The following is a 24,373-nucleotide window of genomic DNA, read 5'->3' on the forward strand; positions in this document are numbered from 1 at the left end:
GGTGCTTGCCCTTCGCCCTCGCCTCGGGTGCGTGCCCCTTGCCAGATGCCCGTTGCCTGCTATGCTGGCCATGTACTGTATGTATCGACAGTCATTGCCGACGAGGAATGCCGCCCCATGTCACGCCTTGCCCCGCAGTACCTGTTTCGCCAGCCCAACCTGCCCATCGCCGAGGCCTGGGCGCCGCTCGATGCCGACGACCTGGTCGAGGTCCCGCTGCTCGGCAGCGTCGCCGCGGGCATGCCCATCGATGCCTGCATCGACGCCGGCAGCGTCGAGGTGCCGAGCCGGATGGTCAAGCGCAACACCTATGCACTGCGGGTATGCGGTGACTCCATGATCGATTGCAACATCTTCGACGGGGATGTGATCATCATCGAACGACGCGAGAGCGCCGAGAACGGCGAGACCGCCGTGGTGATGATCAACGACCAGGAGGTCACCCTGAAGAAGCTCTACATCGAGAAGTCCGGCGTGCGCCTGCAGCCGGCCAACGAGGCCATGCCGCCCATCTACTTGAAGAACAGCGACATCCAGGTGCTGGGCCTGGTGATGGGCGTGGTGCGCCAGCCGGACCTGGCCGCCTGATGCGCTACCCGGTGCCCGACCTGCCCGCCGGCGAGCGTCAGGAGAGCGAGCTCGAGGTCGAGAAGAGCCGCTTCCTCGCCTGGGTCTGCCATGCCCCGGACGCCGCCGCCTTCGAGACCCTGCTGGCCGCCGCACGCCATGCCCACCCCGGCGCCAGCCACCATTGCAGCGCCTTCATCGCCGGCCCGCCCGGCGAGCAGCAGGCGATCGGCTTCTCCGACGACGGCGAGCCCGGCGGCACCGCCGGGCGGCCGATGTACCAGGTGCTGCAGGGTGCGGGGCTCGGCCAGGTCGGCTGCGTGGTGATCCGCTACTTCGGCGGCACCAAGCTCGGCACCGGCGGCCTGGCCCGCGCCTATGGCCAGGCGGTCGCCGAGGCGCTGGAGACGTTGCCGCGGCGCGAGGTCACCGAGCGAGACCCGCTGCGGCTGAAGGTCGACTTCGCCGGCGAGGCCCAGGCCCGCGCCTGGTCCGCCGAGCACGACATCCCCGTGACCGCCGCCGACTACGCCGCCGACGGCGTGGTGCTGACCCTGGGCTGGCCGCGGGATCTCGACCGCGACCTGTCAGGGCTCACCGCACGGCTCAAGGGGCGCCTCGAGCCCCTCGACCCCGACGCCGCCTGACGCCGCTCCGATATAGCGCGCCCGTTTCTCCGGCCTGAGACGCGCCAGGTCCACCGCCACCAGGCCGTCGGTGCAGTAGCCGAAGGCGGTGTCCACGCCGAAGGCCAGGAAGCGGGTGCCCCCGGGTTCGGTGACCTCCACGTACTGCTTGTAGAGGGCCGGCACGCTGGCCCCCAGCGCCTGCAGGCCATGGCGCAGGCGCCGGAAATCCTCCCGGGCATCGTCGCCGCGAAACAGCCGCTCCGCCTCCAGCTGGCCCGCCCGGGAGATCCGCCAGGGCGTGCGTGGGCGCACGCGGCTCTCGGCATCGCCATGATAGTGGCGGTAATAGCTGACCAGCAGTTCCTTGGCCAGCGGCGGCAGGTGATTGGGCAACGTGACCGGCCCGAACAGCCAACGCACGTCGGGATGGCGGCGCAGGTAGGCGCCGAGCCCGATCCACAGGTAATCCAGGCTGCGCCGCCCCCAGTAGCGCGGCTGGACGAAGCTGCGCCCGAGCTCGAGCCCGTGGCGCCAGTCTTCCCAGGGCGCCTTCTCGAGATGAAAGATCGTGGCGCCATAGAGCCCTTCGACGCCGTGCCGGCCGAGGATGCGCCCCACCTCGCCGAGGCGATAGGCGCCGGCGATTTCCAGGTCGCGGTCGTCCCACAGCACCAGGTGGCGATAGTAGTCATCGAACGCGTCCAGGTCGCGCTTGCCCCCGCTGCCCTCGCCGACCCGGCGGAAGGCGATCTCGCGCAGCCGGCCGATCTCGCGCATCACCGCCGAGTCAGGCCGGCTGTCGAACAGCAGGATACGCTTGCCGTCGGCGGTTTCACCCAGCGACTCCGCCTCGCGCAGCTCCTCGCGCAGGCGTTGGCGCGGCTCTGGCCGCGCGATGCCGGTCTCGCCGACGAACACGCCACGGCGACCGCGCCCCAGCCGGTAGACGTGCTTGCGCAGCAGCTTGAGCTTGACCGAATTGGCCAGGTCGCCACGGTCGAAGCGCGCCAGCGGGATCGGTCCGCCGACCCGCAGCGCGATGTGCCGGCCGCGCTGGCGAAACATCTCGCCGGGCAACAGCAGCGGCCCCAGCTCGCTGCGCAGCGAGGTCAGGGCATAGAAGCGCGGGGAGTTGCGCCCGCGGACGTGGACCGGCAGCAGCGGCGCATCGGTGCGCCGCGCGGCATGCAGGAAGCCGGAGCGCCACCTGCCGTCGCACACGCCGCGCAGGCCGGCACGGGACACCTCGCCGGCCGGAAAGACGATCACCGCCCGCTCCGCCTCCAGGGCCTCGACCAACTGGGAGAGACTGCGGCGCAGGCCGCGCCGCGACAGGTTATCCACCGGCACGATCACGTCCGACAGCGGCGCCAGCTGCAGCAGCAGGTCGTTGGCCAGGACACTCACGTCCGGGCGCACCTCGGCCACCATGCGCAGCAGCGCCAGGCCGTCCAGCGCCCCAAGCGGATGGTTGGCGACCACCACCATCCGCCCGGTCTCGGGGATCTGCTCGCGATCACGGGACGACAGGGTATAGCCGACGTCGAGATGCTCGAACACCCGGTCGATGAACTCGCACCAGCCGAGCCGGCCGTGGCGTTCCAGGAAGTCGTTGATCTCGCGCTCGTGCACCAGGTGGCGCAGCCCCGCCACCAGCGGCCCGACCAGCCAGGGCGGCCGGACCGCCAGCCTTGGGGCCTTGTCGCGCAGGGCCCGCTCGATGTCGATCATGCCGCCTCCTCCTGGCCAGACGCCCCGGGGACGCCGATGCGCTCAGGCTAGGGACGGCAGGTGACAGGAAGATGGCGGCCGCAAGGACGAACGGCGCCCGAAGGGCGCCGTTACGCGTGCCGCGACGAGGCCGGCTCAGCCCAGGTACTTGATCATCACCCCGGCGGCCACCGCCGAGCCGATCACCCCGGCCACGTTGGGCCCCATGGCGTGCATCAGCAGGAAGTTGTGGGGATTGGACTCCAGCCCCACCTTGTTCGACACCCGCGCCGCCATGGGCACCGCCGAGACCCCGGCGGAGCCGATCAGCGGGTTGATCGGCATCTTGCTCACGGCATTGAGCAGCTTGGCCATCAGGATCCCGCAGGCGGTGCCGATGGCGAAGGCCACCATGCCCAGCGCCAGGATCCCCAGGGTCTCCACGGCCAGGAAGCGGTCGGCCATCAGCTTGGAGCCCACCGAGAGCCCCAGGAAGATGGTCACGGTGTTGATCAGCGCGTGCTGGGCGGTGTCGGAGAGCCGCTCCACCACCCCGCACTCGCGCATCAGATTGCCGAAGCAGAACATCCCCAGCAGCGGCGCGGCGTCCGGCAGGAACAGCACCACCAGCACCAGCAGGCTGATCGGGAAGACGATCTTCTCGCGCTTGGACACCGGGCGCAGCTGGGTCATGGCGATGCCGCGCTCGCGCTGCGTGGTCAGGGCGCGCATGATCGGCGGCTGGATCAGCGGCACCAGCGCCATGTACGAGTAGGACGCCACGGCGATGGCCCCCAGCAGCTCCGGCGCCAGGATGCTCGACACGTAGATCGAGGTGGGGCCGTCGGCGCCGCCGATGATGCCGATGGCGGCGGCCTGGTTCAGCGAGAAGTCCATCCAGCCCAGCGTGGTCATGCCCACCGCCCCGAGCAGGGTGGCGAAGATGCCGAACTGGGCGGCGGCGCCCAGGAACAGGGTCCGCGGGTTGGCCAGCAGCGGGCCGAAGTCGGTCATCGCCCCCACGCCCATGAAGATCACCAGCGGCGCGATGCCCGAGGCGATGGCCACGCTGTAGAACTGGTACAGCATGCCGTGGGCGAAGCCGGCCCCCAGGGCGACGTCATTGGCGGCGCGGATCAGCTCCGGGCCGGTATCGCCGTGCAGCGCCTCGCCGACGGCATGGCGCCAGGCCTCGACCCCGGCGCCGGGCGCCAGGTCCAGTTGCAGGGCGGCCGCCAGCGAGCGCAGCAGCTCCGCGCCGGCCAGGTGAGCGGCCTGCTCGGCGGCCGACAGCGCCAACCCGGCCTCGGGAATGTTGGCCAGGATGCCGCCGAAGCCGATCGGCACCAGCAGCAGCGGCTCGAACTTCTTGGCGATGGCCAGCCACAGCAGCAGCAGGCCCACCGCCAGCATCACCGCCTGGCCCGGGCTCAGGTTGTAGAGCCCCGAGCCGGTCCACAGGGTCAGAATCTTGTCGATCATGCATCCGTCCTTTAAAGCACCACCAGAGCGTCGCCCACGGCCACGCTGTCGCCTTCGCCGACCTTGACCGCGGAAACGGTGCCGGCGCTCGCCGCACGCACCTCGGTCTCCATCTTCATGGCCTCGAGGATGATCACCACGTCGCCCTCGACCACCCGGTCACCGGGCTTGACGCAGACCTTGAAGATGTTACCGGCGAGCGGCGCGCTGATGGTCTCGCCGGGCGATGCTTCGCTGGAGGACTCGGCCGGCGCCGCCGGGGCGGCGGCGCTGCCCTGCTCCTGGACGCGTTCGATCTCGCCGCCCTCGGCGACCTCGACCACGTAGGCCTTGCCGTTGACGGTGACGGTATAGGTCTCCGGACCGCCGGCCGGCGCGGCGGCCGGTCCCTGAGCGGCGACCTGGGCGTCGGGGGCCTGGGGGGCGGGTTCGAAGGCCTCGGGGTCGTCGCGATGCTTGAGGAACTTCAGCCCGATCTGCGGGAACAGCGCATAGGTCAGGACATCGTCGATCTCGCGCTCGCCCTCGGCCAGGCGAATGCCCTCGGCCCGGGCCTTCTCGCCGAGCTCGTCGGACAGCCGGTCCATCTCCGGGGCGAGGTTGTCGGCGGGCCGGCAGGTGATCGGCTCGCCCCCCTCCAGCACCCGGGCCTGGAGCTCGGCGTTGTAGGACGCCGGGGCGGCGCCGTACTCGCCCTTGAGCAGCGCCTGGACCTCCTTGGAGATCGACTTGTATCGGCTGCCCATCATCACGTTCATCACCGCCTGGGTGCCGACGATCTGCGAGGTCGGCGTGACCAGCGGAATGTAGCCGAGGTCCTCGCGTACCCGCGGAATCTCCTCGAGCACCTCGTCGAGACGGTCGCCGGCGCCCTGCTCCTTGAGCTGGCTCTCCATGTTGGTGAGCATGCCGCCCGGCACCTGGGCCACCAGGATGCGCGAGTCGATGCCCTTGAGAGAGCCCTCGAAGGCGGCGTACTTCTTGCGCACCTCGCGGAAGTAGGCGGCGATGTCCTCGAGCGCCTCGAGGTCGAGCCCGGTGTCGCGCTCGGTGCCCTTGAGCATCGCCACCAAGGATTCGGTGGGGCTGTGGCCGTAGGTCATCGACATCGAGGAGATGGCGGTGTCGACGTTGTCGACGCCGGCCTCGGCGGCCTTCAGCGCGGTGGCGGTGGACAGGCCGGTGGTGGCGTGGCTATGCAGGTGAATGCGCATATCCAGCGTCGACTTCAACCGGCTGACCAGTTCATAGGCGGTATAGGGGGTGAGCAGGCCGGCCATGTCCTTGATCGCCAGGGAGTCGGCGCCCATGTCGGCGATGCGGCGGCCGAGTTCGACCCAGCCGTCCAGGGTGTGCACCGGGCTCACCGTGTAGGAGAGCGTGCCCTGGGCATGGCCATCATTGGCCTTGACCGCCTGGATGGCGCGTTCCAGGTTGCGCGGGTCGTTCATGGCGTCGAACACGCGGAAGACGTCGACGCCGTTGGTGCGGGCACGCTCGACGAAGCGGTCGACCACGTCGTCGGCATAGTGGCGATAGCCGAGCAGGTTCTGGGCCCGCAGCAGCATCTGCTGGCGGGTGTTGGGCATGGCCGCCTTCAGCGCCCGTATCCGCTCCCAGGGGTCCTCGCCCAGGTAGCGGATACAGGCGTCGAAGGTGGCCCCGCCCCAGGATTCCAGGGACCAGAAGCCGATCCGATCGAGTTTCTCGGCGATCGGCAGCATGTCGTCCAGGCGCAGCCGGGTGGCGAACAGGGACTGGTGAGCGTCGCGCAACACCACGTCGGTGATGCCGAGCGGGCGGGCGGTGTCGTTCATGGGGAGTCCTTTATCGTTATTCAGGGATCAGGGGGAAAGCTGGCGCGCGGGGCGGCCGACTCAGCGGCGGTGCTCGCGGCGATAGCGATGGATCGCCGCGCCGAGCACGGCCATCAGCTCATCGTCGCGAGCCGCGGAGGCCGGCGCGGGCGCAGGCGCCGACGGGGCGGCGTCGGCCGAGGGCTCGGGGAAGACCCGGCCGATGAACGTCGACATCAGGGTGGTGACGATGACCAGCACGGTCAGAAAGACGAACACGAACCCCATGCCGAGGCCCATCAGGGCGAAGCCCTCGTTGAACAGCTGCATATCCTGCATGTGGTTTTCTCCTCGCTGGCATCCTCACGTCTCGTCCGCCTGCGGACGAGTTGCGTCGCGATGACGATGATATAAGCTGCCACACTTCCCAAGAATCGCGATGATGCCATGGTGGAAGTCGACGTTGTTAATTTACTACATCCGGGGCGAATCGGCCTAGCCCCCATGGAAGGGGTGATCGACGCCATCACCCGCGACCTGCTGACCCGCGTGCCCGGCTTCGACTGGACGGTCACCGAGTTCGTGCGGGTCGTCGACACCCGGCTGCCGCCGCGGGTCTTCCATCGGCACTGCCCCGAACTCGCCGAGGCGCGACCCGTCACGCCTGCCGGGGTGCCGGTGCACCTGCAGCTGCTGGGCTCGGACCCGGCGGCGCTGGCGGCCAATGCCCGGCAGGCCCTGCGCCTCGGCGCCACCAGCCTGGACCTCAACTTCGGCTGCCCGGCCAAGCTGGTCAATCGCCACGACGGCGGCGCCTCCATGCTGCGCGATCCCCGTCGGGTGCGCGCCGCCGTGGCCGCCGCGCACGACGCCGTGGGCGACGCCATCCCGGTGACCGCCAAGGTGCGGCTGGGCTTCGCCGACCGGAGGCTGGCACTGGCCTGCGCCCAGGCCGCCGAAGACGGCGGCGCCCGCCAGCTGGTGGTGCACGCCCGCACCCGCGACGAGGGCTATCGGCCGCCGGCCCACTGGGAATGGGTCGGCCGCATCCGCGCCCGGCTGGCGATCCCGGTGATCGCCAACGGCGACATCTGGACCCTGGAGGATTACTGGCAGGCCCGCACCCTCTCGGGCTGCCGCGACGTCATGCTCGGCCGCGGCGCCCTCGCCGACCCCGCCCTGGCGCCCCGGATCCGCCACTGGCAGGCCACCGGAGAGCGCCTGCCGGCCACCACCTGGGGCGCAAGAGCGCGGGTGCTGGCCGACTATGCTGCAATGCAGCGTAGCATACTTCCCGACAAGATCGTGGTCTCGCTCCTTAAACAATGGTTGAACCATATGCGCGGCCGAGACGCCGAGGCGGCGCGGCGCTTCCAGGCCCTGCGCCGCCTCACCGAGCTGGACGCCTTCCTCGCCGGCCTGTGCGCCGACGAACGCCGGGATATCGTCCTGCCCGCCTGAGACGACACAAAAAAAGGGCGCTCGTCGCGATGCGACGGCGCCCGAACGATCGCGGAGTCGGGGCCCCTCTGTGGGCACGTCCGCTCCGGCTAGCGAGAAAAGGGGAAATGAAAACAGAAGACCCGCCCTCTCATGGAGGACGGGTCGAAATCTGGCGCGCCCGGGAGGATTCGAACCTCCGACCACCTGATTCGTAGTCAGGTACTCTATCCAGCTGAGCTACGGGCGCTGATGACGGCGACGATTCACCGTGAGGACGTGTCTAATGGCAGCGTGCCTGACTCCGTCCGGAGAAGATGGCGCGCCCGGGAGGATTCGAACCTCCGACCACCTGATTCGTAGTCAGGTACTCTATCCAGCTGAGCTACGGGCGCGGATCTTCTTGCGCGTCGATGATGGCGGAGAGGGAGGGATTCGAACCCTCGAAGAGGCTATAAACCCCTTACTCCCTTAGCAGGGGAGCGCCTTCAGCCACTCGGCCACCTCTCCCGCATCGACAGGTGCGTATCCTACCGATTTGGCAGGGCAATGTCCAGCGCCTTCGGGATTTTTTCTCGGGCGACGGACATCGCGATTCAGGCTCCGGTCTCGCCGTCGTCGGCATCCACGTCGGTCTTCTCGCGCTGAATGCGCTGATAGATCTCCTCGCGATGCACGGCAACGTCCTTGGGAGCGTTGACGCCGATACGGACCTGGTTCCCCTTGACGCCCAGCACGGTGACGGTGATGTCGTCACCGATCATCAGGGTCTCGCCGACACGGCGGGTCAGAATTAGCATGACTGATCTCCTTCTCAGACTTCTGACAGCGGGATGCTCGTCTGCGCCGGCCCCGGCGGCTGGCGTCGACCATGACACTCCATGGGCTCGTTGAAAGGAAGCCCGTTGCACGGGACTGCCATGGACTCCCTACAAGCGTAGAAGCTGACGACGGTCTACGACGCCTTATTCGCTCTCGATGTCGTCCTTGTCCAGTCCGAAGGCCTGGTGCAGAGCGCGCACGGCGAGCTCCATGTGCTTCTCGTCGACCACCACCGAGATCTTGATCTCGGAGGTGGAGACCATGCGAATGTTAATGTTTTCCTCGGACAGCACGCGGAACATCTTGGAGGCCACGCCGGCGTGGGAACGCATGCCGACGCCCACCAGGGAGACCTTGGCGATCTTGTCGTCGCCCTTGACCTCGCCCTCGCCCAGGGCGGGCAGCACCTGCTCCTCGAGGATGCGCAGGGTCTGCTTGTAGTCGCCTTTGGCGACGGTGAAGGTGAAGTCGGTGTAGTCGCCGGCCGGCGCCACGTTCTGCACGATCATGTCGATCTCGATGTTGGCATCGGCGATCGGGCCCAGGATCTTCGAGGCCACGCCCGGCACGTCCGGGGTGTTGAGCAGGGTCAGCTTGGCCTCGTTGGCGGTGAAGGCGATACCGGAGATCAGCGGTTCTTCCATGGAGTCCTCGTCTTTGTCGGAGTCTGCAACGATCAGGGTGCCGGGGCCGTCCTGGAAACTGGACAGCACGCGCAGCGGGACGTTGTACTTGCCGGCGAATTCGACGGCGCGAATCTGCAGCACCTTGGAGCCGAGGCTGGCCAGCTCCAGCATTTCCTCCACGGTGATGGAGTCCAGGCGCTGGGCGCGGGAGCAGACGCGGGGGTCAGTGGTGTAGACGCCGTCGACGTCGGTGTAGATCTGGCACTCGTCGGCGTTCAGGGCCGCGGCCAGGGCCACGCCGGTGGTGTCGGAGCCGCCGCGACCGAGGGTGGTGATGTTGCCCTCCTCGTCGACGCCCTGGAAGCCGGCGACCACGGCCACCTGGCCGTCGTCCAGGTCCTGGCGCATGTCGTCGGTCTCGATGCGCTGGATGCGCGCCTTGGTGTGGGCGCTGTCGGTCATGATGCCGACCTGGGAGCCGGTGTAGGAGGTGGCCGGCACGCCGAGCTTGTGCAGGGCCATGGTCAGCAGCGAGATGGTCACCTGCTCGCCGGTGGAGACCAGCATGTCCATTTCGCGCGGGGTCGGCTCGTCGTTGATGTCGTTGGCCAGGCCGATCAGGCGGTTGGTCTCGCCGCTCATGGCGGAGACCACGACCACGACCTGATGGCCGGCGTCACGGAAGCCCTTGACCTTCTCGGCCACGGCCTTGATGCGCTCCACGGAGCCCACCGAGGTGCCGCCGAACTTCTGTACGTATAGTGCCATGCGTCGTTGTCCCTCGTGTCGGTTAGCGTTGGAAGTTGAGAAAAGCGTGATGGAAGCCGGATGGACCAGGGGCCGAAGGCATCACTGCCTTCGGCCCCTGATGACGAACTAGAGCGCCTCCTCGACCCAGACCGGGACGCTCTCCAGCGCCGCCGGCAGGGCCGCGACATCACTGCCGCCGGCCTGGGCCATGTCGGGTCGGCCGCCGCCCTTGCCGCCGACCTGGGCGGCCACGTGGTTGACCAGTTCGCCGGCCTTGACCCGGGCGGTGAGGTCCTCGGTGACCCCGGCGATCAGGCTGACCTTCCCGGCCGATTCGTCGCCCACGCCGAGCACCACGATGCCGGAGCCCAGCTTGTTCTTGAGCTGGTCGAGCATGCCGCGCAGCTCCTTGCCGGAGACGCCCTCCAGGCGCTTGGCCAGGACCTTGACGCCCTTGACGTCGCGCGCCTCGTCGAGCAGGTCGTTGCCGGCGGCGCTGGCCAGCTTGGCCTTGAGTCGCTCGAGCTCCTTCTCCAGGCCGCGGTTACGCTCGACCAGCGACTCGACGCGCTCCTCGACCTGCTCGGGCTTGGCCTTGAGGCGCTCGCCGATGCGCGCCACCCGGGCTTCCTGCTCACGGAAGTAGGCCAGCGCGCCCTCGCCGGTGATCGCCTCGATGCGGCGCACGCCGGAGGCCACCCCCGCCTCGCTGACGATATGGCAGCAGCCGATGTCGCCGCTGCGCGCCACGTGGGTGCCGCCGCACAGCTCGACGGAAAAGTCGTCGGCGCCGATGGTCAGCACCCGCACGCTGTCGGCGTACTTGGCCTCGAACAGCGCCGCGGCGCCCTTCTCCTTGGCCTGGTCCAGGGTCATGTGTTCGATGCGAGTGTCGGCGTTGGCCAGCACCTGCTGGTTGACCAGCCGCTCGACCTCGGCCAGTTGCTCGGCGTTCATCGGCTCGAAGTGGCTGAAGTCGAAGCGCAGACGCTCCGGGGTCACCAGCGAGCCCTTCTGCTCGACGTGCTCGCCGAGCACCATGCGCAGCGCCTGGTGCAGCAGGTGGGTGGCCGAGTGGTTGCGCACGGTGGCCGCACGCAGGCCCGGATCGACGCTCGGGATCACCTCGGCGCCGACCGTCAGCTCGCCCTCGAGCAGCACGCCGTGGTGCAGGTGGTGGCCGCCCTGTTTCTGGGTGTCCTCGACCAGGAAGCGCCCGCCGTCGAACGCCAGATAGCCGGTGTCGCCCACCTGGCCGCCGGATTCGCCGTAGAAGGGCGTGCGGTCGAGCACCACCAGGCCGCGCTGCTCCGGCGCGAGCCGGGCCAGGGCATTGCCCTCGCGATCGACCAGGGCGGTGACAGTGGCGCGATCCTCCAGGCGATCATAGCCGGTGAAGTCGGTCTCGCCCTCGAGCTCCAGGGCCGCAGCGTAGTCGGCGCCGAACTGGCTGGCCGCCCGGGCCCGCTCGCGCTGGGCCTCGAGCTCGCGCTCGAAGCCGGCCTCGTCGAGGCTCACGCCGCGCTCGCGGCACACGTCGGCGGTCAGGTCGAAGGGGAAGCCGTAGGTGTCGTAGAGCTTGAACACCGTTTCGCCGGGCAGCGTATCGCCCTCGAGGCCGGCCAGGGCCTCCTCGAGCAGGCCCATGCCATGGTCCAGGGTGCGGGCGAACTGCTCCTCCTCCTTGAGCAGCACGCGTTCGATCTGGGCACGCGCCTCGCGCAGCTCCGGGTAGGCCTCGCCCATCTCGGCGTCCAGCGCCGCTACCAGCTGATGGAAGAAGCGGCCGGTGGCGCCCAGCTTGTGGCCGTGGCGCACCGCGCGGCGGATGATCCGGCGCAGCACGTAGCCGCGACCCTCGTTGGAGGGCAGCACGCCGTCGGCGATCAGGAAGGCGCAGGAGCGGATGTGGTCGGCGATCACCCGCAGCGAAGGCGTGGACGTGTCGTCATGGCCGGTGGCCCGGGCCGCCGCCTCGAGCAGGTTCTGGAACAGGTCGATCTCGTAGTTGGAGTGCACGCCCTGCATCACCGCGGCGATGCGCTCCAGGCCCATGCCGGTGTCGATGGACGGCTTGGGCAGCGGATGCATCTCGCCGGCCGCGTCGCGATCGAACTGCATGAACACCAGGTTCCAGATCTCGATGTAGCGATCGCCGTCCTCCTCGGGGCTGCCGGGAGGGCCGCCCCAGACCTCGGGGCCGTGGTCGAAGAAGATCTCGGAGCTCGGCCCGCAGGGGCCGGTGTCGCCCATCTGCCAGAAGTTGTCCTCGTCGAGCTTGGAGAAGCGCTCGGGGTCGACGCCGATCTCGTCCTTCCAGATGCGCTCGGCCTCGTCGTCGCTAACGTGGACGGTGACCCACAGCTTCTCCTTCGGCAGGCCCAGCGTCTCGGTGAGGAAGCGCCAGGCGAAGCGGATGGCATCGCGCTTGAAGTAGTCGCCGAAGCTGAAGTTGCCCAGCATCTCGAAGAAGGTGTGGTGGCGGGCGGTGTAACCGACGTTGTCCAGGTCGTTGTGCTTGCCGCCGGCACGCACGCAGCGCTGGGCCGAGGTAGCACGGACGTAGGGGCGCGGGTCGCGGCCCAGGAAGACGTCCTTGAACGGCACCATCCCGGCGTTGGTGAACAGCAGGGTCGGGTCGTTGCCCGGCACCAGGGAGCTGGTCGGCACGATGGTATGCCCCTGCTCCTCGAAGTAACTCAGAAAGGCCTGTCTGATGTCTGCGCTTTTCATGGGATATCCGTGGCGATAGGCGTGGTGGCCCGCAGGACGGTCGTTGCAGCCGTCGTCGGACTGCCACCCGGGGCGTTCGCAAAGGGACCCATTATAGCGCAGTCGTCAAGCGACTAAAGGGTGAGGGGGATCAGGCGTCGTCCCAGGCATGCGCCAGGGCGTGCCTGAGCTGGTCGAAATCGAAGCCGCGGCCGGCCAGGAAACGCTCGCGGCGGGCCCGCTCCCGAGGCCCCTCGCCGGGGCCGGAGAAGCGCCGAGACAGGACCTCGGCGGCGAGGTCGAACCAGTCGACCTCGCCGCCGGCCTCGTGGAGGGCCGCCTTGACGGTGGCCTCGTCGATGCCGCGCCGGGAGAGCTCGGCGCGGATGCGCACCGGCCCCTGGCCACGAGCGATGCGAGAACGCAGGAAGCTCTCGGCGAAGCGTTCATCGGACTGCAGGCCTTGCTCGGCGAGCTCGACCAGGCAGGCCTCGACCGCCTCGGCGTCATGGCCCTTGGCGGCGAGACGGTCGCCCAGCTCGGCCCGGGAATACTCGCGCCGGGCCAGCAGCCGGATGGCATCCTCGCGGGGCGTCGCGTCGGACTCACGCGCAAGACCGGGCATGGGTTACAGCAGTTCGTCGCCGCGTTCGTCCTGGCTCGCCTCGGCCGCGACCTCTTCCTCCTTGGGCTCCGCCGTGGCCAGCAGCTGGGCGCGAATCCCGCCCTCGATCTCTTCCATGATCGCCGGGTTGTCCTCGAGGAACTGGGCGGCATTGGCCTTGCCCTGGCCGATCTTGTTGCCCTGGTAGCTGTACCAGGCGCCGGCCTTGTCGACCAGCTTGCACTGCACGCCCAGGTCGATGACCTCGCCGGCATGGTAGATGCCCTTGCCGTAGAGGATCTGGAACTCGGCCTGACGGAACGGCGGCGAGACCTTGTTCTTGACCACCTTGACCCGGGTCTCGTTGCCGGTGACCTCGTCGCCCTGCTTGACCGAACCGGTGCGGCGGATGTCGAGGCGCACGCTGGAATAGAACTTGAGCGCGTTGCCGCCGGTGGTGGTCTCGGGGCTGCCGAACATCACCCCGATCTTCATGCGGATCTGGTTGATGAACACCACCATGCAGTTGGCGTTCTTGATGTTGCCGGTGATCTTGCGCAGCGCCTGGGACATCAGGCGAGCCTGGAGGCCGACGTGGGAGTCGCCCATCTCGCCCTCGATCTCGGCGCGCGGGGTCAGTGCCGCCACCGAGTCGATGATGATCACGTCGACGCCGCCGGAGCGCACCAGCATGTCGCAGATCTCGAGGGCCTGCTCACCGGTGTCCGGCTGGGAGACCAGCAGGTCGTCGAGGTTGACGCCAAGCTTCTCGGCGTAGCTCGGGTCAAGGGCGTGCTCGGCGTCGATGAAGGCGCAGGTCTTGCCCTGCTTCTGGGCCTGGGCGATCACCGACAGGGTCAGGGTGGTCTTGCCCGAGGATTCCGGGCCGAAGATCTCGACCACGCGCCCCAGCGGCAGGCCGCCGATGCCCAGCGCGATGTCCAGCCCCAGGGAGCCGGTGGATACCGACGGCATCACCACGCGCGGGGTATCGCCCAGGCGCATCACGGTGCCCTTGCCGAACTGGCGATCGATCTGGGAAAGCGCGGCGTCGAGCGCCTTGGAACGATTGTCGTCCTGAGCCATGAGGGTCTCCTAAACGGTCGCCGTGGGGCACGGCGCTGACGAAACGTGGGTCGTGGCGGCGGACCCCGGGGCCCGCCGAAAGCACTGTATGACTGCACAGTAGTATGACGAAAAACCTGGCGCTCGGCCAGCCCGATCTCACCGGATCGGCCGATGCCGGGCTAGGCGTTTTCCAGCTCGGCGATCAGCCCCTTAAGGGCGGCCTCCACGGCCCAGTCGCGCACCGTGTCGCGCGCGCCGGGAAAGCGGTGCCGCTCGGCGCGGATGCGACCCGGCGCGCCCCAGGCCAGCCACACCGTGCCGACCGGTTTCTCGGCGCTGCCGCCGCCGGGGCCGGCGACGCCGCTGACGGCCACCGCCAGGTCGGCCCCGCTCTCCTCGCAGGCCCCGGCCACCATGGCCTCGACCACCTCGCGACTGACCGCACCGTGGCGAGCCAGCAGCGCCTCGGCCACCCCCAGCAGGCGCGTCTTGGCGCCGTTGGCGTAGGTCACGTAGCCGGTCTCGAAGTAGTCCGAGCTGCCGGCGATCTCGGTGATGGCGCTGGCCACTCCGCCGCCGGTGCAGGACTCGGCGGTGGTCACGCTCACCCCCCGCGATCGGCACAGCGCGCCGAGGCGTTCGGCGAGACGGCGCGTCTCGGGCGGTACGGACATCGGCTTCCCTCCAGGTTCTCGCATGCGGCCGGTCGCCACGGGTCACGATACGCGGGCGCCGGGGACAGGTCGCAGAGGTGAGGTGACGACCCGTCGACGGATCAGCCCGCGCTAACACCAGCGACGATGGCGCCGGACCGTCTCGATGACCCTGACGGCGGCCATCCTTGGGCGTAGAATACTGGCTTTGCCCGAGACATGCATGGCGTGCTCGACGCCCGGTCTCCCCCGATTCGCCACCTACACCACAGGACGTCCAAGGAAGCCCATGTCACAGGTCAGCGCCCAGCACACGCCGATGATGGCACAGTACCTGAAGATCAAGCGCGAACACCCCGAGGTGCTGCTCTTCTACCGCATGGGCGACTTCTACGAACTGTTCTTCGAGGATGCCAAGCGCGCCGCCGCCCTGCTCGACATCACCCTGACCCAGCGCGGCCAGTCGGCGGGCCAGCCGATCCCCATGGCCGGGGTGCCTTATCACAGCGCCGAGGGCTACCTGGCGCGCCTGGTCACCGCCGGCGAATCGGTGGCCATCTGCGAGCAGATGGGCGACCCGGCCGCCGCCAAGGGCCCGGTGGAGCGCCAGGTGGTACGCATCGTCACCCCCGGCACCCTCTACGACGAGGCCCTGCTCGACGCCCGACGCGACAACCTGGTGGTGGCGATCCACCCGGCCGGCGAGCGCTGGGGGCTGTCCTGGCTGGAGCTCTCCAGCGGGCGTTTCAGTGTGCTCGAGGTCGAGGGCGAGGCCGAGATGCTGGCCGAGCTGACCCGCCTCGACCCGGCCGAGCTGCTGGTGGCCGACAGCCTCGCCCTGCCCCCCGCGCTGGAGGATCGCCGCGGCCTGCGCCGCCAGAGCGACTGGCTTTTCGACCTGGAATCGGCCACCCGCACCCTGTGCGACCAGTTTTCCGTCCAGGACCTGCGCGGCTTCGGCTGTGCCCACCTCGAGGCTGCCCTCACCGCCGCCGGCGTGCTGGCCGACTACGCCCGCGACACCCAGCGCTCGCGGCTGCCTCACGTCACCGCCATCGGCGTGGAGAGCCGCGACGACGCCGTGGTGATCGACGCGGCCAGCCGCCGCAACCTGGAGATCGACATCAACCTGGGCGGCGGCGCCGACAACACCCTGGCCAGCGTGCTCGACACCACCGCCACCGCCATGGGCTCGCGGCTGCTCAAGCGCTGGCTGAATCGTCCGCTGCGCGATCGCGACCGGGTCGGCGCCCGCCAGGCGGCGGTGGCCGCGCTGCTCGATCGCGACGGCTTCGTGCCGCTCGGCGAGACCCTCAAGGCGATCGGTGACGTGGAACGCATCCTCGCCCGGGTGGCGCTTTACAGTGCTCGCCCCCGCGACCTGGCCCGGCTGCGCGACGCCCTCGCCGCCCTGCCCGCACTCGAGGCCGAGCTCGCCGACTACGACGACGGCACCACCCTGGACGAACTCAAGCGTCACATTCGCCCCTATCCCGAGCTCGCCGATACGCTGGCCCGCGCGTTGGTGGAGAATCCGCCGGTGGTGATCCGCGATGGCGGGGTGATCGCCGAGGGCTTCGATGCCGAGCTCGACGAGCATCGCGGCCTGGCCGAGCACGCCGGCGACTACCTGGTGCAGCTGGAGGCCCGCGAGCGCGAGCGCACCGGCCTGCCCGGCCTCAAGGTCGGCTACAACCGGGTCCACGGCTACTACATCGAGATTCCCCGCGCCCAGGCCCGGGACGCTCCGGCGGACTACATCCGCCGCCAGACGCTGAAGAACGCCGAGCGGTTCATCATTCCCGAGCTCAAGGAATTCGAGGACAAGGCGCTGTCCGCCAAGTCCCGTGCCCTGGCCCGCGAGAAGCTACTCTACGAGAGCCTGCTCGACGATCTCAACGCCGAGCTCGCCCCGCTGCAGACCACCGGCCGGTCGCTCGCCGCCCTGGACGTGCTGGCGACCCTGGCCGAGCGCGCCCGGGCGCTGGACTTCGTGCGCCCCTCGCTGCCCGAGGCGCCGGGCGTCGACATCCGCGGCGGCCGGCACCCCGTAGTCGAGCGGGTCAGCGAGGCGCCCTTCGTGCCCAACGACCTGGTGATGGACGACGAGCGCCGGATGCTCGTCATCACGGGCCCCAACATGGGCGGCAAGTCCACCTACATGCGCCAGGCGGCGCTGATCACCCTGCTCGCCCACACCGGCAGCTTCGTGCCCGCCGATGCCGCGAGCATCGGCCCGGTGGATCGCATCTTCACCCGCATCGGCTCCTCGGACGACCTGGCGGGCGGGCGCTCCACCTTCATGGTGGAGATGACCGAGACCGCCAACATCCTGCACAACGCCACCGACCACAGCCTGGTGCTGATGGACGAGATCGGCCGCGGCACCAGCACCTTCGACGGCCTGTCGCTGGCCTGGGCCAGTGCCGAGCACCTGACCCGGACTCGCGCCTTCACGCTGTTCGCCACCCACTACTTCGAGATGACCGCGCTGGCCGAGCAGGCTGCCGGCGTGGCCAACGTGCACCTCACCGCCGCCGAGCACCGGGACGGCATCGTGTTCATGCACCGCGTGGAGGACGGCCCGGCCAGCCAGAGCTACGGCCTCCAGGTCGCCCAGCTCGCCGGCGTGCCCCAGGGCGTGATCGCGCGGGCCAGGGAGAAGCTCGCCACCCTGGAACAGCAGGAGGTCGACCAGGGGCAACGCCCCGCCGCCGCGCCGCTCGACGGGGCGCCGCCGCCCCAGCAGGCGGACCTCTTCGCCAGTGGGCCGCATCCGGTCGTGGAGAGCCTCTCGGGGCTGTCGCTGGACGAGCTGTCGCCGCGCCAGGCGCTGGAGTGGCTGTATCACTGGCAGGAAAGCCTGTAAGACAGGCTGACGACGATGGCCACGGGGCGGCCCGCGAGGCGCGTTTGCCCGCCGCGACTCGCCCACGGCTTGCGGGACATGTGGCGGGCCGACTAGAATGGTCCGATCAAGTTCTACTTATTATAAAAGCAAAAGTTTTTATAACCGAATTCGACATTCAAGACCTATCGGCCGCGGCGAGCCCCGGCCAGAGGAAGGGAGACTGGCATGACATTCGTCGTCACCGAAAACTGCATCAAGTGCAAGTACACCGACTGTGTCGAGGTCTGCCCGGTGGACTGCTTCTACGAAGGCCCCAACTTCCTGGTGATTCATCCCGACGAGTGCATCGATTGCGCGCTGTGCGAGCCCGAATGCCCGGCCGAAGCGATCTTCTCCGAGGACGAATTGCCCGACGGGCAGGAGCAATTCATCGAGATCAACGCCGAGCTGTCCGAGGTGTGGCCGAACATCACCGAGAAGAAGGACCCGCCGGCCGACGCCGAGGACTGGGACGGCAAGCCCGGCAAGCTGGAGCAGCTGGAGCGCTGAGCCCAGGGCAGCACGCACGCACACGACAACGCCGAATGTCTCGCGACATTCGGCGTTGTCGTTTCACGCTACGATGAAGGAGAACACCGAGGCAAAGAAGGCGGCCCGCAGGCCGCCCGCTCCTAGCCGTCCTTGAGCGGCTCCCTCCGCTCGAACTCCTTGAGCATTTCCCTGCCCGGAAACCGCGTCCTGCGGTACCGGGCCGCTCGAGACTGCATCCCGTGGCATCCTGCCGGGAGAGCTCCTCTCTCCCTTGTCCCGCTACCCATTCTGGCAGTCTTGCGCGACTTCTCAACCGGCCCCTCCCGGCACTCACAGCGCTGCCGGTCCGAGCCACTCGAAAGAAAAACCTTTAAAATCAATGCTATAAAAAATACCGGCGCCAGGGTGGCGCCGGTATGGGCAGGCGAAAAGTCACGAATCTCGCCGCCCCCGTGTAGGTGATTTCCTACAAAGGGCGATCGCGACCGGGGCGATCACTGCCCCTTGATGGCCCCACGCCCCGGATAGTCCACACGCTCGCCGAGCTCCTGCTCGATCACCAGCAGGCGGTTGTACTTGGCGACGCGGTCGCTGCGACACAGCGAGCCGGTCTTGATCTGGCCGGCGGCGGTGCCCACGGCGAGATCGGCGATGGTGGTGTCCTCGGTCTCGCCGGAGCGATGGGAGATCACCGCCGTGAAGCCGGCATCCTGGGCCATCTTGATGGCGTCCAGGGTCTCGGACAGCGAACCGATCTGGTTGAACTTGATCAGGATGGAGTTGCCGATCGACTCGTCGATGCCGCGCTTGAGGATCCGGGTATTGGTGACGAACAGGTCGTCGCCGACCAGCTGGACCTTGTCGCCGATCTTGTCGGTCAGCGCCTTCCAGCCGTCCCAGTCGGACTCGTCCATGCCGTCCTCGATGGAGACGATCGGATACTGGTCGCAGAGTTCGGCCAGGTAGTCGGCGAAGCCGGCGGCGTCGTACTGCTTGCCCTCGCCGGCGAGATCGTAGACGCCGTCCTTGTAGAACTCGGAGGAGGCGCAGTCGAGCGCCAGGGTGATGTCGCGACCCAGCTCGTAGCCGGCCTCGGACACCGCCTGCTTGATCACCGCCAGGGCCTCGGCGTTGGAAGCCAGGTTCGGCGCGAAGCCGCCCTCGTCGCCCACCGAGGTGGACAGGCCGCGGCCGGAGAGCACCTTCTTCAGGGCGTGGAAGATCTCGGCGCCCATGCGCAGCCCTTCGCGGAAGTTCGGCGCGCCCACCGGCTGGATCATGAACTCCTGGATATCGACGTTGTTGTCGGCATGTTCGCCGCCGTTGAGGATGTTCATCATCGGCACCGGCATGCGGAACTGGCTCGGCTGGCCATAGAGCTCGGCGATGTGGGCGTAGAGCGGCATGCCCTTGGCATTGGCGGCGGCCTTGGCGGCGGCCAGCGACACGGCGAGGATGGCGTTGGCGCCGAGCTTGGCCTTGTTGTCGGTGCCGTCGAGGGCGAGCATGGCCTCGTCCAGGCCACGCTGGTCGCGGGCATCCATGCCGACCAGGCGCTCACGGATCTCGCCGTTGGCGGCCTCGACGGCCTTCAGCACGCCCTTGCCCAGATAGCGGGCCTTGTCGCCGTCGCGCAGCTCGAGGGCCTCACGGGAGCCGGTGGAGGCCCCGCTGGGGGCGCAGGCCACGCCCACGGCACCGCTTTCCAGGCGCACTTCGGCCTGAACGGTGGGGTTGCCACGGGAGTCGAGCACCTCGAGGGCGCGGATATCGACGATCTTGGTCATGTTATCTCGTCCTTAGCGTGTCAGCGTTGAGGGAAAATCAGGCAATCTCGAGCGGCGCGAAGCCCTTGACCAGGTCGTCCAGCGCCCTGAGCTGGGCGAGGAAGGGCTCGAGCTTGTCGAGCGGCAGGGCGCAGGGGCCATCGCACTTGGCATTGTCCGGATCCGGGTGGGACTCCAGGAACACCCCGGCCAGCCCCACGGCCACGCCGGCCCGCGCCAGCTCGGCGACCTGGGCGCGGCGCCCGTCGGCGCTGTCCGAGCGCCCACCGGGGCGCTGCAGGGCATGGGTCACGTCGAACAGCAGCGGGTAGCCGGTGTCCTTCATGTCGCCGAACCCCAGCATGTCGACCACCAGGTTGTTGTAGCCGAAGCTGGTGCCGCGCTCGCAGAGGATCAGCCGATCGTTGCCGGCCTCCTCGCACTTGCGCAGGATGTGGCGCATCTCGTGGGGCGCCAGGAACTGGGGCTTCTTGATGTTGATCACCGCCCCGGTCTCGGCCATCGCCACCACCAGGTCGGTCTGGCGGGCCAGGAAGGCCGGCAGCTGGATGACGTCCGCCACCTCGGCGGCGGGCGCCGCCTGCCAGGGTTCATGCACGTCGGTGATCACCGGCACCCCGAAGCGCTCCTTGACCTCGGCGAGGATCGCCAGGCCCCGATCGAGACCCGGGCCGCGGAAGGAGTGGATAGAGCTGCGATTGGCCTTGTCGAAGCTGGCCTTGAACACGTAGGGCATGCCGAGCCGGCCGGTGACCTCGACGTAGGCCTCGGCCACCTCGAGGGCCAGCTCGCGGGACTCCAGCACGTTCATGCCGCCGAACAGCGTCAGCGGCCGCTGGTTGCCGACCCGGAGGCCGGCGACGTCGATCAGGCGTTCCGGGACGGACATGTCGCTCACTCCTGTGGGGCGCTCTGGGCGCGCATGCGGGCCGACTTGTGCTCCAGCGCCGCGTTGACGAAACCGGTGAACAGCGGATGGCCGTCACGCGGCGTGGAGGTGAATTCCGGGTGGAACTGGCAGGCCACGAACCAGGGGTGGTCGGGCAGCTCGACCATCTCCACCAGGGAGTTGTCGACGCTCCTGCCGGACACCACCAGGCCGGCCTCCTCGAGGTCGGCGACGAACTGGTCGTTGACCTCGTAGCGATGGCGATGGCGCTCGACGATCTCCTCGTTGCCGTAGGCCTCGCGGGCGCGGGAGCCGTCCGCCAGGCGACAGACCTGGCCGCCCAGGCGCATGGTGCCGCCCAGGTCGGAGGCCTCGTCGCGCAGCTCGATCCGGCCCTCGGGGCTCAGCCATTCGGTGATCAGGCCCACCACCGGGTGCTGGGTGTCGTGGGTAAACTCGGTGGAGTTGGCGTCCTTCCAGCCCGCCACGTGGCGCGCGAACTCGATGACCGCCACCTGCATGCCCAGGCAGATGCCGAGATACGGGATGTCGTTCTCGCGGGCGAAGCGGGCGGTGGCGATCTTGCCTTCCACGCCGCGCTCGCCGAAGCCGCCGGGCACCAGGATGGCGTCCTTGCCGGCCAGGCGCTCCGGGCCATGACGCTCGATATCCTCGGAGTCGATGTAGTCGATGTTGACCTTCACGCGGCTCTGGATGCCGGCATGCACCAGCGCCTCGTTGAGCGACTTGTAGGCATCGAGCAGCTCCATGTACTTGCCGACCATGGCGATGTTGATCGACTTGAGCGGATTGAGCTTGGCGTCGAGCACGCGAATCCACTCGGTCAGGTCGGCCTCGCCGGCCTCCAGGCGCAGCTTGTCGCAGACGAACTCGTCGAGGCCATGCTCGTGGAGCATCAGCGGGATGCGATAGATGGTGTCGGCGTCCTGCAGCGGGATGACCGCCCGCTCCTCGACGTTGGTGAACAGCGCGATCTTGCGCCGCTCGCTTTCCTCCAGCTCGACCTCGCTGCGGCAGATCAGGATATCCGGCTGGATACCGATCGAGCGCAGTTCCTTGACGCTGTGCTGGGTCGGCTTGGTCTTGGTCTCGCCGGCGGTCTTGATGTAGGGCACCAGGGTCAGGTGCATGAAGATCGCCCGGCTCGCGCCCAGCTCGCTTCGGATCTGGCGGATCGACTCGAGGAACGGCAGCGACTCGATGTCGCCCACGGTGCCGCCGATCTCGACCAGCGCCACGTCGGCGTCCTTGCCCCCCTCATAGACCCGACGCTTGATCTCGTCGGTGATGTGCGGGATCACCTGCACGGTGCCGCCCAGGTAGTCGCCGCGGCGCTCCTTGCGCAGCACGTGCTCGTAGACGCGCCCGGTGGTGAAGTTGTTGCCCTGGGTCATCTTCGTGCGGATGAAGCGCTCGTAGTGACCGAGGTCCAGGTCGGTCTCGGCCCCATCCTCGGTGACGAACACCTCGCCGTGCTGGAAGGGGCTCATGGTGCCCGGATCCACGTTGATATAGGGATCGAGCTTGAGCATGGTGACCTTGAGGCCCCGTGCCTCGAGAATCGCCGCCAGCGAGGCCGACGCGATGCCCTTGCCGAGAGAGGACACAACGCCGCCGGTCACGAAGATATATCGTGTCATGGAGAACCTGTCGAAACGTGATCGGTAGGCCCGGCAGGAAGCCGCGCCAGGATGGGACGACAGCGTAGCAGAATACGACCAATGGCTCAATTTGGCCCGGCCCTGACTCGCGGCCTGCCCGGCGCCGCTGAGTGCCTCATGAGCCCGGAACCGCCGCATCGCCCTTCGCCGAGCGCCGGGGTGAAGCGACGCGGCGCGTGGCGCTCGCCATGGATGGCGAGCGAGCGTGACCCGTGAGGGACTATGTTGTCACGCGACACGCAGGCCGCGAGCGACGCCCCGGGAATTCGCTCGGCGGGGCGAAGACGGTGGCTTCCCGGCTCGACGCATCGCCCGGGAAGCCGCCGCACGCCTTACACCTCCAGGTAGTCGAGGATGCCCTCGCCGGCCTGACGGCCTTCGAACACCGCGGTGACCACCAGATCGGACCCGCGCACCATGTCGCCGCCGGCGAAGATCTTCTCGTTGGTGGTCTGGAAGGCGTAGGCGCCGTGCTCGGGGGCCTTGACCCGGCCACGCTCGTCGAGCTCGATGCCCACGGTCTCGAACCAGGGCGCCGGGCTCGGCTGGAAGCCGAAGGCGATAACCACGGCGTCGGCCGGCACCACTTCCTCGGAGCCCGGCACCACCTCGGGGCGGCTGCGGCCGTTTTCGTCGGGCTCGCCGAGCCGGGTGCGCACCACCTTGACGCCCTCGACCCTGTCCTCACCGACCACCGCCACCGGCTGGCGGTTGAACAGGAACTCCACGCCCTCCTCGCGGGCGTTGGCCACCTCCTTGCGCGACCCGGGCATGTTGTCCTCGTCGCGGCGGTAGGCGCAGGTCACCGCCTCGGCCCCCTGGCGGATGGCGGTGCGGTTGCAGTCCATGGCGGTATCGCCGCCACCCAGGACCACGACCTTCTGGCCTTCCAGGGAGACGTAGTCCGCCGGGTCCTTCTCGAAGCCCAGGCAGTGATTCACGTTGGCGATCAGGTAGTCCAGCGCCTTGTGCACGCCGGGCAGGTCCTCGCCGGGGAAGCCACCCTCCATGTACTTGTAGGTGCCCATGCCCAGGAAGACGGCATCGTACTCCTCGAGCAAGCGGTCGAAAGGCATATCCTTGCCGATCTCGACGCCCAGGCAGAACTCGACGCCCATCTCCTCGAAGACGGCGCGGCGACGCTCCATCACGGTCTTCTCGAGCTTGAACTCGGGAATGCCGAAGGTCAGCAGCCCGCCGATCTCGGGGTACTTGTCGAACACCACCGGCTTGACGCCGTTGCGCACCAGGATGTCGGCGCAGCCCAGCCCGGCCGGGCCGGCACCGATGATGGCCACCTTCTTGTCGGTCCAGGTGACTTGGGACATGTCCGGTCGCCAGCCCATGGCGAAGGCGGTATCGGTGATGTACTTCTCCACCGAGCCGATGGTGACCGCGCCGAAGCCGTCGTTGAGGGTACAGTCACCCTCGCACAGGCGGTCCTGAGGGCAGACCCGACCGCACACCTCGGGCAGCGAGTTGGTACGGTGGGAGAGCTCGGCGGCCTCCAGGATGTTGCCCTCGCTGACCAGCTGCAGCCAGTTGGGAATATAGTTGTGGACCGGGCACTTCCATTCGCAGTAGGGATTGCCGCAGTGCAGGCAGCGATGTGCCTGGGCCGCCGCATCCTGGGGCTTGAAGGGCTCGTAGATCTCGGCGAACTGCTTCGCCCGCGTGGTGGCCGGCTTCTTCTCCGGATCCTGACGCCCCACATCGATGAACTGGAAGTCGTTGCTCAAACGGTTGGCCATGTCGTGTTCTCCTCTCTGCAGGC

The 24,373-nt window shown here is 68.5% G+C and carries 19 protein-coding genes and 3 tRNA genes; 5 read left to right on the forward strand and 17 right to left on the reverse strand.

Features of this window, described 5'->3' with window-relative positions; translation table 11 throughout:
- The first annotated feature begins 117 nt into the window (after positions 1-117).
- Entirely contained in the window at positions 118-588 is a 471-nt protein-coding gene (lexA, locus tag ACXAFN_RS08620; protein ID WP_474987969.1) for a transcriptional repressor LexA, read from the forward strand.
- Complete coding sequence (locus tag ACXAFN_RS08625; RefSeq protein ID WP_474987971.1) at positions 588-1,214, forward strand: IMPACT family protein; 627 nt, start codon at positions 588-590, stop codon at positions 1,212-1,214. The genes lexA and ACXAFN_RS08625 overlap by 1 nt, the downstream gene beginning before the upstream one ends.
- Here the strand turns inward: ACXAFN_RS08625 and olsF are convergent.
- The 4 genes from olsF to ACXAFN_RS08645 form a co-directional block, all read right to left on the reverse strand.
- Positions 1,155-2,927, reverse strand: coding sequence for a bifunctional ornithine lipid synthase OlsF (gene olsF / locus ACXAFN_RS08630; RefSeq protein WP_474987973.1), 1,773 nt, complete (start codon positions 2,925-2,927; stop codon positions 1,155-1,157). The two genes, ACXAFN_RS08625 and olsF, sit on opposite strands and share 60 nt — an antisense overlap.
- A 135-nt stretch (positions 2,928-3,062) precedes the next feature.
- Entirely contained in the window at positions 3,063-4,385 is a 1,323-nt protein-coding gene (locus tag ACXAFN_RS08635) for a sodium ion-translocating decarboxylase subunit beta (RefSeq protein WP_474989093.1), read from the reverse strand.
- Positions 4,386-4,399: 14 nt separating this feature from the next.
- Entirely contained in the window at positions 4,400-6,205 is a 1,806-nt protein-coding gene (oadA, locus tag ACXAFN_RS08640) for a sodium-extruding oxaloacetate decarboxylase subunit alpha (protein ID WP_474987975.1), read from the reverse strand.
- Positions 6,206-6,265: 60 nt separating this feature from the next.
- On the reverse strand, positions 6,266-6,523 hold the full coding sequence (locus ACXAFN_RS08645; RefSeq protein WP_474987976.1) for an OadG family protein: 258 nt from the start codon (positions 6,521-6,523) through the stop codon (positions 6,266-6,268).
- 165 nt (positions 6,524-6,688) lie between these two features.
- On the opposite strand from ACXAFN_RS08645, the gene ACXAFN_RS08650 reads away from it, so the two are divergent.
- Positions 6,689-7,645, forward strand: coding sequence for a tRNA dihydrouridine synthase (locus tag ACXAFN_RS08650; RefSeq protein WP_474987978.1), 957 nt, complete (start codon positions 6,689-6,691; stop codon positions 7,643-7,645).
- A 152-nt stretch (positions 7,646-7,797) separates the two neighbouring features.
- Here the strand turns inward: ACXAFN_RS08650 and ACXAFN_RS08655 are convergent.
- The 9 genes from ACXAFN_RS08655 to ACXAFN_RS08695 form a co-directional block, all read right to left on the reverse strand.
- Positions 7,798-7,874 (reverse strand) — tRNA-Arg (locus ACXAFN_RS08655).
- 68 nt (positions 7,875-7,942) lie between these two features.
- Positions 7,943-8,019 (reverse strand) — tRNA-Arg (locus tag ACXAFN_RS08660).
- A 22-nt stretch (positions 8,020-8,041) separates the two neighbouring features.
- Positions 8,042-8,134, reverse strand: a tRNA-Ser gene (locus ACXAFN_RS08665).
- Between the two features lie 86 nt (positions 8,135-8,220).
- Positions 8,221-8,424 (reverse strand): carbon storage regulator CsrA, encoded by a 204-nt coding sequence (gene csrA / locus ACXAFN_RS08670; RefSeq protein ID WP_183388344.1) that lies wholly within the window; start codon positions 8,422-8,424, stop codon positions 8,221-8,223.
- 165 nt (positions 8,425-8,589) lie between these two features.
- Positions 8,590-9,840: an aspartate kinase gene (locus ACXAFN_RS08675; protein WP_474987980.1), complete on the reverse strand. Its 1,251-nt coding sequence runs from the start codon at positions 9,838-9,840 to the stop codon at positions 8,590-8,592.
- A 108-nt stretch (positions 9,841-9,948) separates the two neighbouring features.
- Positions 9,949-12,555 (reverse strand): alanine--tRNA ligase, encoded by a 2,607-nt coding sequence (alaS, locus tag ACXAFN_RS08680; protein WP_474987981.1) that lies wholly within the window; start codon positions 12,553-12,555, stop codon positions 9,949-9,951.
- A gap of 130 nt (positions 12,556-12,685) precedes the next feature.
- Positions 12,686-13,159 carry a regulatory protein RecX gene (locus ACXAFN_RS08685; protein WP_474987983.1) on the reverse strand — a complete coding sequence of 158 codons (474 nt, stop codon included), beginning with the start codon at positions 13,157-13,159 and terminating at the stop codon, positions 12,686-12,688.
- A 3-nt stretch (positions 13,160-13,162) separates the two neighbouring features.
- Positions 13,163-14,224: a recombinase RecA gene (gene recA / locus ACXAFN_RS08690; RefSeq protein ID WP_474987985.1), complete on the reverse strand. Its 1,062-nt coding sequence runs from the start codon at positions 14,222-14,224 to the stop codon at positions 13,163-13,165.
- A gap of 161 nt (positions 14,225-14,385) precedes the next feature.
- Positions 14,386-14,880, reverse strand: coding sequence for a CinA family protein (locus ACXAFN_RS08695; protein WP_474987987.1), 495 nt, complete (start codon positions 14,878-14,880; stop codon positions 14,386-14,388).
- A gap of 268 nt (positions 14,881-15,148) precedes the next feature.
- Between ACXAFN_RS08695 and mutS the strand changes: the two genes are divergently transcribed.
- Together mutS and fdxA are read left to right on the forward strand one after the other, a co-directional pair.
- Positions 15,149-17,728: a DNA mismatch repair protein MutS gene (gene mutS, locus ACXAFN_RS08700; RefSeq protein WP_474987988.1), complete on the forward strand. Its 2,580-nt coding sequence runs from the start codon at positions 15,149-15,151 to the stop codon at positions 17,726-17,728.
- 207 nt (positions 17,729-17,935) lie between these two features.
- Entirely contained in the window at positions 17,936-18,259 is a 324-nt protein-coding gene (gene fdxA, locus ACXAFN_RS08705) for a ferredoxin FdxA (RefSeq protein ID WP_474987990.1), read from the forward strand.
- Between the two features lie 476 nt (positions 18,260-18,735).
- On the opposite strand, the gene eno is transcribed toward fdxA, so the two are convergent.
- The 4 genes from eno to ACXAFN_RS08725 form a co-directional block, all read right to left on the reverse strand.
- A complete protein-coding gene (gene eno, locus ACXAFN_RS08710) occupies positions 18,736-20,028 on the reverse strand; it encodes a phosphopyruvate hydratase (protein WP_474987991.1) in 1,293 nt (430 codons plus the stop codon).
- Between the two features lie 37 nt (positions 20,029-20,065).
- Positions 20,066-20,917 carry a 3-deoxy-8-phosphooctulonate synthase gene (gene kdsA / locus ACXAFN_RS08715; protein ID WP_474987993.1) on the reverse strand — a complete coding sequence of 284 codons (852 nt, stop codon included), beginning with the start codon at positions 20,915-20,917 and terminating at the stop codon, positions 20,066-20,068.
- Positions 20,918-20,922: 5 nt separating this feature from the next.
- Positions 20,923-22,578 carry a CTP synthase gene (locus ACXAFN_RS08720; protein WP_474987995.1) on the reverse strand — a complete coding sequence of 552 codons (1,656 nt, stop codon included), beginning with the start codon at positions 22,576-22,578 and terminating at the stop codon, positions 20,923-20,925.
- A 353-nt stretch (positions 22,579-22,931) separates the two neighbouring features.
- Positions 22,932-24,350 carry an FAD-dependent oxidoreductase gene (locus ACXAFN_RS08725; RefSeq protein WP_474987996.1) on the reverse strand — a complete coding sequence of 473 codons (1,419 nt, stop codon included), beginning with the start codon at positions 24,348-24,350 and terminating at the stop codon, positions 22,932-22,934.
- Positions 24,351-24,373: the final 23 nt, after the last annotated feature.

This window comes from Halomonas sp. ABH4_019 (assembly GCF_056159885.1).